We start from the raw sequence: 13,481 nt of genomic DNA, 5'->3' as shown, positions 1-13,481 counted from the left end.
TATGAAGTATTGGATCAGCTTAGCTTTTGCGCTTTGCAGCTTACCTTCTATCGCCGCCAAAGTGGCTATAGTGATTGACGACATTGGTTACCACAAGCTTGACTACAAGCTGCTGGAATTACCTTATGATTTAACCTTTGCCGTTATTCCCCATACCACGCACAGTAATGCGGTAGCAAAAGCAGCCTATCAGCAGCGCCGTGATGTGATTTTGCATATGCCGATGGAGTCTGCACGCCGGGCTGACTTAAGTAAAAATGCACTCAAAGTGACCATGAGCCGTTCGCAAATAGAGCACAAACTTCAGGCCGCTTTTGCCGATGTGCCTTATGCTATTGGTATCAATAATCATATGGGCGGCTATTTCACCGAACAAGCCAATGTGATGGACTGGACTTTGGCTTATGTGGCTAAACGTCAGCTGTTTTTCCTCGACAGTAAAACCACAGCTCGCAGTCAGGCTGGTGTTTACGCCAAAAAACACCAAATCCCGCTGTTAACCCGTCATGTTTTTCTGGATAACGACCGTTCTTACCAAGCTTTGGATAAACAATTTAATTTGATGATCAAGCTGGCAAAACAACAGCAACAGGCCATAGCTATAGGCCATCCTTATCCTGAAACTTATGCCTATCTGAAAAAACACTTACCTGATTTAGCAGCCCAGGGCATTGAGGTCGTGAAACTCTCCAGCTTGTTACCCTCCGACTATGCAATTATCACTGCGGCTCAAACTGCAGATGTGCCTTTATCCTTGCCAGAACAGGATCCGGTTCAGCCATTGCGTGTTGCAAAAACAGAGAAGAAACCTATGAATACAACAACTGCGGCAGTATTTACCCCAGCCATTGAAGATCCTGCTGCTATTATCACCATGTACCAGCTGCAATGGGATATACCTGCCCTGCTGAACCCTATGACTCTGCCCTGGATTAAACCTACTCAGCCACTGATGCAAAACCCCTGGGAATTACCGGAGCCAGTTAAAAAACCAGCCCGGTCTCTGCCGTTTTATCAGTTAGGTGGCAGCTTATAACTGGCCTTCAGAAACGTAAAAATGTGTTTTTTAAGTCAATGCAGAATTACAACATCCATGCGTAACTGAATTTCATAAAGATCGAGCGTTCAGTGGGGGTTAAATCCTGTATGTCGTCATCGCTAAATGCATTGTCGCTATAGCCAGCAAAAAATAAGGTTTGTGGGTTTAATTTATAGGAGTACAAAAGCTGTGAACCCAGTGTTTTGGAACGCACAATAACGTCACCGCTGTTATTCCATGGGTTTTGTTTGATGTCCGAATAAATAAGTGCCAGGCGTAAAAAGCTACGTACTGAAAACTGATAACTAAGCCGCAGATCTGTCAGATTAGCGGTAAACACTTCCACTGAATCAGCATCAAGAGTGCGATATATGTGCCGTGCCTGAACCTGAAAATGCGCGTCGATATTCCACCTTAGTTCAGGTGAAAGCTCGAAGCCATCACCGATCCGGTTATTACGAAAATCCAGTTTTTTCCCTGCTTCGCTTTCAAATCCCAGAAAAAGACCTGGGTATGGCTGTATTTCAGCACCAATATTAAAAAGACGCTCCGTAAACAACTGGCTATTGCCATCAATCCGTAAAACGCTGCCATCCAGCCTGCTACCTACACGATCGCGCTGCGTTAAGCCTAAAAAACTATAAGATTGTGCTGCGCCCCATAACTGGATTTCCATCTCAGCTTCTTTTTCCAACAACTCGCTATCGCTGTTATGCGTAATGTCCCAGTCGCCCCGGAGTCGCAGTCGGTTCCACCAGAGCGAATCAGAAAACCACTGGTAACTGCCGCCATGCATATGCTTATTAAAATCGGTCTGTGGCTGATAGCCCATATCGGCGCGGAAGTTTTCACCCATCCCCAGATAAGCGCTGTACCAGCTCCAATTGCGATTTTCGTGTTGATAATCAAGGTACTGTGCACTATCGCTGACGCCTTTTTCCGATACCCGCAGTGCAGCTTCTCCGCTAAGCTGCGCCGCAAGTTCCGCAGGATACTGACTGTCACTATGCAATACCTGGGCTATCAGTTTATTCTGATCATTCCACTGATATTTCATATCCAGACCATAGACGAAGTTATGGTAATAGTCAGATTGGCGCATAGTGCTGATCCCGCCTAAGGACAATTGCGGCGTAATATCATTGCGATAGCGCAGCACCGCATTTTCACTTTTCTGATCTAAGAAGGCGATGCCGGAACTGATGTTGCCCGGCACAATAAAGGTCGTACTTTTATCATTGGCTGCAAAAAAGGCAAACGACTGCTGCTCGTGACGGCCCGTTAGTTTGGCACCAAGATCCGGTGATGACAGATTCCGGGTATAAACCAAATCCATTGGTGATGAAAAATAGTCAGCGTTATCAAGAAAAAACGCCCGTTTCTCAGTAAAAAACAACGCAAAGGTATCGTTCACCGACACCTGAGCTTCATCGGCTTCGACCTGTGAGTAATCAGGGTTTAAGGTGGCGTTTAAACTGATATTCGGGGTGATCCCCCATTTCACATCCAGGCTCGGTTCAAGATTGTTGTCCGTCTGCCAATCCTCTTTAGTATTTGATGTCACAGTACGCTGCTGACTGGCGCCCATCACCAGCGCTGGCACCAGGGTAAAATGATTACTTTGTGTGGCGCCGGCAAAACCGGTCGCCTGAGACATCTGGCAAATCCAGCATGGATTGGCACGCTCAATTTTGTTGCTGGATAAGCGATGACGTACGTCTCGCGGGTAAAACCGAAGCAGCTCCAACTTCCATGTTTGGCTGACTAATCTGTCATTAAAGTTCAGCATCCGCAGTGGAATAGCCACTTCTACCTGATAGCCAGTCGCTGTTACCATACCAGCACTGTGCCAGATACCATCCCAGGCAGCACTTTCCGTCCTGGTAATTTCATTTTCAATGGCATCGGCTTGCACTCCAAATGCATTGATATAAAACTTATAGGCCAGTTTACTGTCGTTATAGGTATCAAGTCTGATGCCGACTCTATCGTCATCGCTGATTTTGTCGCGGTCACGATAAAAGGCACGAATTTGTGTTGGGTCCGGATCTTCGGCAATAAAAGAAATATAAAAAAACTCTCCGTCTTCCATCACATAGGCCGTCGTTTTTACTGGAGCCGGGGTATTTTCCGCTGGCCAGGTATCGTAGGCAATATCAACCTGTGTCGCATCTTGCCAGGCGGGCTCAGACAAATCGGCATCGATCACTATGCCACCTTCTGCAACAGTAGGAATTTTGGGGATAATTATTTCAGCAGCCTGAGCCGCTGAAAACCACAAACTTCCAAGCACCAGCATACAAAGACGAAATTTAGTCATCTGCAAATGAACCTCATTTAATGAGTAGAGTGACCACCAACAGGGCAAAATCATCAGCACTTTTCGCATAATGACGATGCACATTGATAGGTCGTTACTTTGGAATTGGACGAGCTGTTCAGTTCTGAAGTCTGGGCGGCTCTTGTGACGCCGCCCATGAGTCATAGTGCTGGAGCGGCTTTCAATACCTCATGCAGTGTTAAAGAAATTTTACGGTCTGTTCCTGCGTCCCCCTGATAGTCACTGGCATCAAGAGTACCGGTTAAATCGATAAACCCCACTTTGGTCACCATAATTAAACGTTTGTCGTTTGCCGAACGAAAAGCATAGATAGGCCAGTTTGCAGAGTGCTGTGAAGTAGGATTAAATTTTTTCAGCCATTCCGACAACTGGCTTTTATCATTCATTAAGGTGCATAAGGCATCAGCACAGCGAATACTTCCTGTAAACGTCTCCGCCTTGTAATTAAGGGTGTAGCTCTGAGTTGTTGGCAGCACTACCGACTCAGCACCGGACAAATACAATTCAACCAGCGTATTTGCCGTTTTCTCAATGGATGAGATCCAACGGCTATTGGATAAAAACACAATACTTAAATCCTGTTCCGGATAGAGTAGCAACACTGAACGCGCTCCTGGCGTTGTGCCGGCATGGTGGTAAATAGTTTTGCCTTGTTCTGATTTACCGATACGCCAGCCAAATCCAACCTGCCCTTTGGCGTCACCCGTCGGTCGGCCATCACTGGTTGTCACTGCCGTAAACAACAGACGTTGATAACTATCTGAACTTCGGCTTTTGTTCAGCACCTGAGCACCAAAGTAAGCCAAATCAGTTGCAGTCGCAGATAGGCCGGCCCCAAATACGCTAAAGGAGTGATCATCAAACATAATGTTGTTGACCTGATCCCCGCTTCGTTCATAAAGACTGGCGCTCAGTGGATGTAAGGCGTGGATGTTTTCAATCAGTGGTGTGGGCTTACCAGTGAAGCTTTTCATATATTGTGGCAGGCTCTGCTGCAATGTTTGACCTGTAATTTTTTCGAAAATGGCGCCAGCCAAAGTATAACCATGAGTTGAATACTCATATGCAGTTCCCGGAAGGCTAAGCAAAGATCGATCTTTCAGTGTTGCCAGCGCGGCTGTAGCTGTTGTGTAGTGGTTTTTTTCAATGAATCCATCAATAGGCTGATAATGCGGCATTCCGGAAGTGTGCGCTAATAGCTGCCGCATTGTGATTGCATGATATTGCTTGCTTAACTCCGGGTAATAGTGGCCCAGCGCTTTATCAGGATCGAGTTTGTTGTCCATGACTAACTCAGCCAGCATGGAAGCGCCAACAACTTTTGACACACTCGCCAGACGAAATAAATGCGCTGGCGTGGCAGGCTGTTGTTTTTCCCGATCGGCATGTCCCACAGCAACAGCCGCAACTAATTCGCCGCGATGCACAATCGCCATCGAAAAAGCAGGTACTTCAGTAACATCCACCAGACTTTGTAGTAAAAGTTCGGCCTGTTGCTGATAAGGAGTTGTGGATTGGGGCTGAAGCAATTCTTCTGCACAGACCCATGGTGCCATTATTACAGGCCCAATCAGGCAGATTAGGCTTACTATTTTTTTGCTAAATACATATGTCATGAAGTAAATTCCTGTTGTTTTAATCGTCAGGAACTACAACATAAGGCGGGGTAAAGGCCCAGTTAAGAAGGGTTATGCCGGGTTAAGCTTGGTTATGCCGGAGGTTATTGGGGATTGTTATGCTGCGCCAGGTGCTTCAACTCCTTCCATATAGGATCCTCCGCATTTTCCCGTTGCGCATTTTGTAAGCTTAATGCACCAGAACCAATCAAAGCCTCAATGCTGGCAACTTGCTGCAGCATAGTCATCTGTGAGCTATCGTCAGTTGTACTTAGCAGCTCACTGCGCAACACTGTGGCAGTAGAGCCTTCAATGATACTGAGCCTTACCACCACGCTATCATGCAACTGAACGACTTCAAAAAGACTGATCAGCGCTGCACGGTTTTTTCTGGCTTGCACTGACATCGCGGTATCTTTTTGCAGATCAGAAAAAATCAGCTGAAAATTTCGTGGCGGCTGACTGGCAGTTATTAAATTGCGCCATGCCTCAAAGGTATGCGCTGCCGCCGCAGGCATCTTCTGAATAGGCACATTTGACAACAGTACCACCCGGTTATTTTTAAAGAGGGCTGATTGATGTGAAACCATAAGCCACAAGGTTAATATCAGTAAGATGCCAGCAGCACCAGCTACTACAGCCCGCCAGCCAAAGCGTGGTCGTTGGCTGACCACAAGATGAGGTTGTGGTTCAATCAGTAGCCGATAACCTTCACTACGCACCGCCTGAATAGATATTCCAGTCAATTCAGACTCTTCGATTGCCTTACGCAATATAAATACTCTTTGTTTGAGGGTATCCGGACTGACGGTGACGGCCCCCCAAACAGACTCGATTAAGGTTTCGACCGGGATCACATCTTCTGGCGACCCGGCAAGAGTTTCCAGCAAGCGAAAAGACAGTGGCTGCAACTTCAATATTGCATGGTTCAATCTAACGGTATGATTTATTTTGTCAAAAATGAGCACTGTTTCAGTCTCGTTCAGTAGCTTTATGGTCAGAAGTTTAAGCTACCGTTCAATTAGGCTGCAACAGAAAGAATGGTAAGAATATGACCCGGAGGCTGCGCTTTTCAAGTCAGCGTCTTTTAAGTTTAACTCCGACCGGTTGAGTCGCCATGATGATCATTACTGTCAGTTTCTGGCTCCAGAGCTCTGCCCTCAGAAACGCAAAAGCCCTGACCAGTCAGGGCTTTTTACTATAAAAAAACGCTTTAAGCAGCCATTGCAGCCTGCAGTTTTTTCATCGCATTTTTTTCCAGCTGACGTACACGTTCAGCAGACACCTGATAACGGTCCGCTAACTCCTGTAAGGTCAGTTTCTGATCATCTAACCAACGGGCACGGATAATGTCCTGGCTGCGGTCATCCAAGGTGCTGACTGCGGCTTGCAGTCGATCCACTGCTGCATTGTCCCATTGATCTTCTTCAATACGGTTGGCTAAATCAGACTCTTTGTCCTGTAAATAAAATACCGGAGCAGTGTAATTGCTTTCGTCTTCATCATCAGATGCATCAAAAGGCATATCGTAGTTGCTCATACGGGATTCCATTTCCATCACTTCGTGTACAGGAACACCTAAAGAATCTGCTACGTTTTGCACTTCTTCTTTACTGAACCAGCCTAAATGCTTTTTGGCTTTACGCAGATTAAAGAACAACTTACGTTGTGCTTTTGTCGTTGCCACTTTGACAATACGCCAGTTTTTCAGAACAAATTCATGAATTTCCGCTTTGATCCAGTGCACAGCAAAAGAGACTAAACGTACACCCACTGAAGGGTCAAAACGTTTCACTGCTTTCATCAGGCCTATATTGCCTTCCTGGATCAGGTCGCTGATAGGCAAACCGTAACCTGAATAGCTGCGGGCAATATGCACTACAAAACGCAGGTGAGACATAATCAGCACACGGGCCGATTCTAAATCACCGTCTTGCTGTAATTTTTCAGCTAAAGAACGTTCTTCTTCTGCTGTGAGCATAGGGATGGTACTTACCGCATGAGTGTAAGCTTCAAGGCTGCCACTTCCAGCCACTGTCAGAGTCATCATTTGTGAAGCCTGAGTCATGTAATTTCCCCTTACTTGCTTGATTGGGTCAAATCTTAGCACTCTTTAACCGAGAGTGCTAAAAGAAATTTTCATCTTTTAAGATCCGAATTGTATAAGCCCTGTTTTTTAATAATATCAATTCATATATAAAGGCTGTTTTTTCTTATATGATAAATTTAGAACTTGCGATCAGTCTGAGTGATAAAAACAAAAACAACTGAAGGCCACATCTATGTACTGTTATGTCGCGCGCCAGCCTATTTTCGACCGCCAAAAAGCAGTAACAGGCTACGAACTGTTATTTCGGGATGGTGTAGACAACTGTTTTCCTGGTATTAATGCCGATGAAGCCACCTCTAAACTTATTACCCAGCATCACTTGTTACTTGGGGTGGAAAAAATCACTGGCGGCAAACAAGCTTTTATTAATTTTTCAGCCGACACTTTAATCCACCACTTCCCGACTTCCATTGACCCTAACAGCATGGTGATAGAAATACTGGAAACAGTGCCTATCAGCGATGAACTGCTGACTGCCTGTAAAGAGCTGCATAAAATGGGCTATCGCCTTGCATTAGACGATCATGACTTTGATACCAAGTGGGACGTATTTTTACCTTATGTCAGCATTATTAAGGTGGATGTACAGATGTTTAATATATTGCAGATCAGTAAGTACCTGCGACGTATTGCTAAATATCCTGTGACCTTACTGGCGGAGAAAGTAGAAACGGCAGATGAATATGAACAGCTCAAAACACTGGGTTTTGATTTATATCAGGGCTACTTTTTTGCCCGGCCAGAAATGCTGAAACATAAACAACTAGGCAGCAATAAACTGAACCTGCTGGCTCTGATCAGTGAATCCAGCAAGGAACGGCTGGATTTTGATGGTCTTGCCGCTATTGTTGAACGTGATTTAGATATGTCCTATAAATTGCTGCGGTTTATTAACAGCGCAAACTTTGCCCGCAGCCAAAGCATTGGCTCCTTAAAACACGCCATGGTGTATATGGGTGAAGCTGAACTGAAGAAGTTTATTTCCCTGCTCGCATTGGCGAATCTGGCCGAAGGCCAATCCGACGAATTGTTAGTGATGTCGCTGATCCGCGCGCGTTTTTGTGATCGCCTGGCCAATATCAGGGGGGATAAAGAAAACCCACCTGCTGCATTTTTAACAGGTTTATTTTCTCTGGTGGATGCCTTGCTGGAACAACCGCTGGAAGATTTGTTGGCTCAATTACCTTTGCTGCCGGAAATTAAAGCCGCATTGTTGGAAAACAAAGGAGTACTGGCCGATTATCTGACAGTTGAACGCACCTTTGAACAGGGCTTATGGCAACAACAAACTGAACTTTCATCCCGCATGGTGCCGCAGAACGTTGACTTGAATCTGGTGTACTTTGAGGCGGTGGAATGGGGTCAACGCTTACTGAAGGTACAGCACTGATAATACCTTGCAGAGTGTTTCACCCGACGGCCAGAATAGCTTATGGCCGTCAGGTTTGATCTGCTTTAAAGACCAGTGGCTTCTATTTGACTGATATTACGCCGCACGGCCAGCAAAGAGCCAAAAAAACCTAAACTGATGGCAACCAGCAGTAAATAACCCAGTTCAGCCAGACTCATCGGCTGTATGGTAAAACTACTTTCATACAATTGAGTCACACCGGCAATAGCGTGCTTTAACCACCAGAGCAGCACTTCTTCGATTAAAAAGGTCAGAATACCGCCAAAAAAACCTAACCAAATACCTGTGTACAAAAAAGGACGCTGAATATAACTGTTGGTGGCACCGACCAGTTTCATCACTTCAATTTCATCTTTTTTATTCAGGATCATCAGCCGGATGGTATTTCCCACCACCAGAAGCACAGCCACCATCAGCAATAAAGCCACAGCCATAGCCACCTGTCGCACTAAACTGACAATAGCGTCCAGCCGTTCTAACCAGCCGATATCCAGTTTTGCCAGCTCCACATAACGTTCTTGTTTTAAGGTCTCGAGTAAGGCTGAAGCAGCGACGCTTGAGGTGTTTTTTGGACTGACAAGCATTACATGAGGTAAAGGATTGTCTTCGATATAACTAAAGGCATCACCAAAACCCGACTCAGCGGTAAATTCAGCCAAAGCCTGGCCTTTATCAATAAACTGCACATCTGCGACTTCTGGGTTGGCCTGCAATAATGCAATCAGCTCAGCAATTTGAGTTTCATTGGTGTCGGCTTTTAAAAACAAACTGATTTGAGCCGCCTGATCAATACTGCTGCTGACCTGCTGCAGGTTTTTCACCATCAGATGCAAAGTGACAGGTAAAGTTAAACTCACCCCCAATACGGCCACTGTTAATAATGAAGAAGCCGGGGTTAACCAGATTTCGCCTAAGCTGGTTAATGCCTGACGAATATGATGCACCCAAAACATCACAAATCTGTTCCACAGACTTTGTTTTACTGCAGTGGCACCTGTGGCACGGCCCTGAAATAAAATACTCATTCATCGGCTCCATAGGACGTTAAGCCATCGTTGATCATACGGCCATTTTTCAGCGTCAGGGTACGGTAACGCATCCGGGCCAATAAACTTAAATCATGGCTGGCAATCAGCACAGACACACCCACCTGATTAAAAGCTTCAAACACATTCATAATATCTTTGGATAAATCAGGGTCCAGGTTGCCTGTGGGTTCATCGGCTAATAATAATGGCGGACGATTCACTACAGCACGGGCTATACCAACCCGTTGCTGTTCACCACCAGATAAGGTGTGAGGCAGACAACGCACTTTATCCAGTAGCCCTACTTTATCCAAAGCCGCGTGCACTCGTTTGGTCATGTCTTTGCCGCTAAAGCCTTCAATCACTAAAGGCAAAGCCACATTATCAAACACACTGTGGTTCATCAGCAGTTTATGGTTCTGGAAAATCATGCCTATATCACGGCGAACATAAGGCACCTGGCCTCTGTTGACCCGGCTTAAATCCACGCCATTAATAAAGACTTTGCCTGTGGTTGGGCGTTCAATCAGGCTGATCAGTTTTAATAAGGTACTTTTACCTGCGCCAGAATGCCCTGTTAAAAAAGCCATTTCGCCTTTTTCCAGATGAAAACTCACCCTGTCCAAAGCGACAAAACCACCGCTATAACTTTTTGTGACTTGCTCAAAACGCAACATAATCAGAGATCCCTGGCAAACAATGCCTTAATAAAATCTTTACTGTCGAACACCCGCAAGTCATCTATGCCTTCACCGACACCAATATAACGAATAGGTAATTTAAACTGATCGGCGATGGCAAAAATAACTCCACCTTTGGCTGTGCCATCCAGCTTAGTTAAGCTGATACCACTAATATCTACAGCTTCTTTAAATAATCGCGCCTGACTTAAGGCATTCTGGCCAGTGCCGGCGTCCAGCGTCAGCATCACTTCATGCGGCGCATTCACATCAATTTTTTTCATCACACGGACAATTTTTTTCAGCTCTTCCATTAAATGCGCTTTGTTTTGTAAGCGACCCGCAGTATCTGCAATTAATACATCCACACCCCGGGCTTTAGCCGCCTGATAAGCATCAAAAATCACCGAAGCGCTATCAGCACCGCTGTGCTGGGCTATCACAGGAATCGCATTACGCTCACCCCAGACTTGCAATTGCTCCACAGCTGCAGCTCTGAAGGTATCGCCAGCAGCTAACATCACCGACTTGCCTTGTTGCTTAAACTGCTGCGCCATCTTGCCAATAGTGGTGGTTTTACCTACGCCATTGACACCCACCATCAGAATAACAAAAGGACCATCAGCGCCTTTTAATTGCAATGGTTGCTCCACTTCATCTAACAGCAGCGCCATTTCCTGTTGCAGTTTGTCATACAAGGCATCAGCGTCTTTTAACTGTTTCCGATTGGCGTGCTGCACCAGCTGTTTAATCAGTTTCTGGCTGGTATCCACACCTACGTCGGCCATTAACAGCTGAGTTTCCAGCTCTTCGTATAAATCATCGTCAATTTTTTTACCTGTAAACAGGCTGGCTAAGCCATTGCCTAAATTTTGGCTGGTTTTTGTTAAGCCTTGTTTTAAGCGGGCAAAAAAGCCAGGACGTTCAGCAGGTTGGGGCTGTAATTCAGTCACAGCAGCTATAGCTACTGAGGTTAAAGCATCGGCCTGAACCACTTCAGCTTTCACTTCCACCACATCTGCCGCTTCAACAGGCGCAATGATTTCTGTGACTTCAGTTGTTTCAGTGACCTGAACAACGTCAGTGTCAGCCTGTGGTTCTGTTGGCTGGATCTGCTGTTCTGCTGCATTTTCAACAGGCGCAGCCTCTGTTTTTTTACCAAAACCAAGCCAGGAGAAGAGTTTATTTTGCTTTGTCATAAAGGTCGCTGCCAGAAGATCCGAAAACTAAGGTAAAATTGGCCCATATAGTACCATCTTTAAGATGCAGGACAAAAATACTCCATGAAAACAGCAAAGGGCCGCAGCGCAGCGGCAACACATCAGGGGCCGGGTTTTGTCAGACTGATTAGTGGCAAATGGAAAGGCCGGCGTTTACCTGTGTTAGATGCTGCAGGCTTAAGACCCACTTCAGACAGAGTAAAAGAAACATTGTTCAACTGGCTCATGCAGGATGTGGCTGGAAGTACTGTGCTGGATTGTTTTGCTGGCAGCGGCAGTTTAGGTTTAGAAGCCTTATCACGCTATGCCGATTTTGTAGTCTTGCTGGAAAAAGAAGCCAAAGCGGCCAGCTTGCTGAAGCAACATCTGATCAGTCTGGGCAGCACACAAGCCGAGGTACTACAAACAGATACCTTGCTCTGGTTACAAAAACCAGCACAACGCCAATTTGATTTGGTTTTTATTGACCCACCTTTTCGCCAGAATATGGCCGTGCCCTGCTGTCAGTCTTTAGTCGAACAAGGTTGGCTTAAGCCTGGCGCTTTGATTTATCTGGAAACAGAAAAAGAACTGGCGCTGGATCAACTGCCGCCAGACTGGGTATTACTAAAAGAAAAAGTGGCAGGGCAACTCGCTTACCGCCTCTGGCAAGCCTGACATGGAACATGTTTGAACAGGATTCATCGACATTCCATCTGACAATAGATAGTGGCAGAACTTTATCACTTCTGTGACAGAGTGCTATGAGCGAAAAGCAGGCATTAACGCCCGCCATAAACGCGAGCGACTTGTTACGAGTCGAGCGCCCAACGGGCGCGTTTTTGATGGCGATTGTTAAGTGCGGCGTACATTATTTGCAGTCCTCTATAAGCTTTCGAATATATGAAAGGTGTTGTGAACATAAGTTGCAAATCGAATTCTGAGGCCCAGTATCAGTAAAGTAGAACGAACCAGCGCCGAATGATAGTGTTACAGGCTCGCCCGGTTTATGAGGTTTAGCTTTTTCTCTAAACCTTAAAATTACGTTATTGCCAGGCGGAGGTATATAGCCGTCATGTTCGGGATTTACTGGTCTGAAATGCACAGCTTGAGTTCTCCAACCTCCATTAGGGCCTGACTTGTAAAAGTTTGGGTGACTATCCTTAAAACTCTTAATTAAATCGTGATTTACCCTATTTCTAATTAAGTGCTCAGTACAGCTGTAGCAAGCATTCAAAAGTGCACTCAAAAGATAACTGAACTCAATTTCTGGCTTACGGGTATCAGTGAATGAAGCTCGTTCAAGTTCTAACTTGTCCATCAGGGCAAGATAAAAAGCAGCCTCATCAAGTTTTACCAGTGCGTTATCGATAAACGAACTCATTGAGCACCTTAACGTAAAACTAAGGGGCGGGCTCGATAGCGACCGTTCCGCTTGAGCGCAATGTTAGCTGGCATCACTGATAGCCTCGCCAATAAGCTTCGATTTTCCAAAGATCAGAGCCGCCCATTGTGATTTTTATTGCAGAAATTACAGATTCGTACTCTTCAGATGTGAATTTTGACCACCGTCGTTTTCTTGCTGCTGCCCATTGCTCGCCCTGTTCACCAACATTTCTGGCGTGTAGTTCATCTAGGATCAGGCTATCAATTGGTGGATGGAGTGCCGCCACATTTGGGTGATTCTCGTGTCCACCGCAAACAAAAGCACCTTTGAGGTAAACGTTAATTAATTTGGCTGCGACCCCATGACTGAAACCGGTGAGATCTTTGGCTTTTGCTGCGAGAATTGCTGCTTCTCGCCATTCACGATGCTTTGAATCTATATGGGCAGGAAGTGGAAGCAAATCTGGATTCGCTATCAAGCGGTTGAGACCAATGGCCTCAATTATGTTTTTGCCTTGCAGAACGGTAAACCGACATGTTTTTGTGCTAGCGGCTCTGCTTGCAGCCCAAGCAGCATAACGATGCTTATGTTCTTCGATGGTGTACGGCATGTAATCTCCTATGCCAGCTAACGAGGGTGTAGAAAAACCCTAAACTTAAAATTCAATGTA

12 protein-coding genes are annotated in these 13,481 nt (G+C 45.6%); 3 read left to right on the top strand and 9 right to left on the bottom strand.

The window, feature by feature from the left end; translation table 11 throughout:
- Position 1 precedes the first annotated feature (1 nt).
- A complete protein-coding gene (locus J2W69_RS09340; protein WP_310277187.1) occupies positions 2-1,036 on the top strand; it encodes a divergent polysaccharide deacetylase family protein in 1,035 nt (344 codons plus the stop codon).
- Positions 1,037-1,082: 46 nt separating this feature from the next.
- Here J2W69_RS09340 and J2W69_RS09335 read toward each other — a convergent pair whose 3' ends face one another.
- The 4 genes from J2W69_RS09335 to rpoH form a co-directional block, all read right to left on the bottom strand.
- Positions 1,083-3,359 carry a carbohydrate binding family 9 domain-containing protein gene (locus J2W69_RS09335; RefSeq protein WP_310277184.1) on the bottom strand — a complete coding sequence of 759 codons (2,277 nt, stop codon included), beginning with the start codon at positions 3,357-3,359 and terminating at the stop codon, positions 1,083-1,085.
- Between the two features lie 161 nt (positions 3,360-3,520).
- Positions 3,521-4,936, bottom strand: coding sequence for a serine hydrolase domain-containing protein (locus J2W69_RS09330; RefSeq protein ID WP_310277181.1), 1,416 nt, complete (start codon positions 4,934-4,936; stop codon positions 3,521-3,523).
- Positions 4,937-5,100: 164 nt separating this feature from the next.
- A complete protein-coding gene (locus J2W69_RS09325) occupies positions 5,101-5,907 on the bottom strand; it encodes a winged helix-turn-helix domain-containing protein (RefSeq protein ID WP_310277177.1) in 807 nt (268 codons plus the stop codon).
- A gap of 302 nt (positions 5,908-6,209) precedes the next feature.
- Positions 6,210-7,064 (bottom strand): RNA polymerase sigma factor RpoH, encoded by an 855-nt coding sequence (gene rpoH, locus J2W69_RS09320; protein WP_008899807.1) that lies wholly within the window; start codon positions 7,062-7,064, stop codon positions 6,210-6,212.
- A gap of 214 nt (positions 7,065-7,278) precedes the next feature.
- Here rpoH and J2W69_RS09315 point away from each other — a divergent pair, with 214 nt between their 5' ends.
- Entirely contained in the window at positions 7,279-8,496 is a 1,218-nt protein-coding gene (locus J2W69_RS09315; protein ID WP_310277172.1) for an EAL and HDOD domain-containing protein, read from the top strand.
- Positions 8,497-8,561: 65 nt separating this feature from the next.
- On the opposite strand, the gene ftsX is transcribed toward J2W69_RS09315, so the two are convergent.
- From ftsX to ftsY, 3 genes are read right to left on the bottom strand one after another with little or no spacing between them, the layout of a single operon-like run.
- A complete protein-coding gene (gene ftsX / locus J2W69_RS09310) occupies positions 8,562-9,542 on the bottom strand; it encodes a permease-like cell division protein FtsX (protein ID WP_310277169.1) in 981 nt (326 codons plus the stop codon).
- Positions 9,539-10,222, bottom strand: coding sequence for a cell division ATP-binding protein FtsE (ftsE, locus tag J2W69_RS09305; protein WP_008899810.1), 684 nt, complete (start codon positions 10,220-10,222; stop codon positions 9,539-9,541). The genes ftsX and ftsE overlap by 4 nt, the downstream gene beginning before the upstream one ends.
- Positions 10,223-10,224: 2 nt before the next feature.
- Positions 10,225-11,424 (bottom strand): signal recognition particle-docking protein FtsY, encoded by a 1,200-nt coding sequence (gene ftsY / locus J2W69_RS09300; protein WP_310277166.1) that lies wholly within the window; start codon positions 11,422-11,424, stop codon positions 10,225-10,227.
- 84 nt (positions 11,425-11,508) lie between these two features.
- Between ftsY and rsmD the strand changes: the two genes are divergently transcribed.
- Positions 11,509-12,102 (top strand): 16S rRNA (guanine(966)-N(2))-methyltransferase RsmD, encoded by a 594-nt coding sequence (gene rsmD, locus J2W69_RS09295; protein ID WP_310277163.1) that lies wholly within the window; start codon positions 11,509-11,511, stop codon positions 12,100-12,102.
- Positions 12,103-12,295: 193 nt separating this feature from the next.
- Here the strand turns inward: rsmD and J2W69_RS09290 are convergent, their stop codons facing one another.
- Complete coding sequence (locus tag J2W69_RS09290) at positions 12,296-12,808, bottom strand: hypothetical protein (protein WP_310277160.1); 513 nt, start codon at positions 12,806-12,808, stop codon at positions 12,296-12,298.
- Between the two features lie 73 nt (positions 12,809-12,881).
- Positions 12,882-13,421, bottom strand: a complete 540-nt coding sequence (locus J2W69_RS09285; RefSeq protein WP_310277157.1) for a hypothetical protein — start codon at positions 13,419-13,421, stop codon at positions 12,882-12,884.
- Positions 13,422-13,481 lie beyond the last annotated feature (60 nt).

It is taken from the genome of Rheinheimera soli, from assembly GCF_031457405.1.
Lineage (GTDB): Bacteria > Pseudomonadota > Gammaproteobacteria > Enterobacterales > Alteromonadaceae > Pararheinheimera > Pararheinheimera soli_A.
This window is presented reverse-complemented; position numbering and strand designations above follow the sequence as displayed.

Bases quoted from the DNA above. Each gene is read 5' to 3' on its own strand.
- ftsX (WP_310277169.1), bottom strand. From the start codon at position 9,542: ATGAGTATTTTATTTCAGGGCCGTGCCACAGGTGCCACTGCAGTAAAA.
- ftsY (WP_310277166.1), bottom strand. From the start codon at position 11,424: ATGACAAAGCAAAATAAACTCTTCTCCTGGCTTGGTTTTGGTAAAAAA.
- ftsE (WP_008899810.1), bottom strand. From the start codon at position 10,222: ATGTTGCGTTTTGAGCAAGTCACAAAAAGTTATAGCGGTGGTTTTGTC.
- J2W69_RS09290 (WP_310277160.1), bottom strand. From the start codon at position 12,808: ATGAGTTCGTTTATCGATAACGCACTGGTAAAACTTGATGAGGCTGCT.
- rsmD (WP_310277163.1), top strand. From the start codon at position 11,509: ATGAAAACAGCAAAGGGCCGCAGCGCAGCGGCAACACATCAGGGGCCG.
- J2W69_RS09330 (WP_310277181.1), bottom strand. From the start codon at position 4,936: ATGGCACCATGGGTCTGTGCAGAAGAATTGCTTCAGCCCCAATCCACA.
- J2W69_RS09335 (WP_310277184.1), bottom strand. From the start codon at position 3,359: ATGACTAAATTTCGTCTTTGTATGCTGGTGCTTGGAAGTTTGTGGTTT.
- J2W69_RS09340 (WP_310277187.1), top strand. From the start codon at position 2: ATGAAGTATTGGATCAGCTTAGCTTTTGCGCTTTGCAGCTTACCTTCT.
- J2W69_RS09315 (WP_310277172.1), top strand. From the start codon at position 7,279: ATGTACTGTTATGTCGCGCGCCAGCCTATTTTCGACCGCCAAAAAGCA.
- J2W69_RS09285 (WP_310277157.1), bottom strand. From the start codon at position 13,421: ATGCCGTACACCATCGAAGAACATAAGCATCGTTATGCTGCTTGGGCT.
- rpoH (WP_008899807.1), bottom strand. From the start codon at position 7,064: ATGACTCAGGCTTCACAAATGATGACTCTGACAGTGGCTGGAAGTGGC.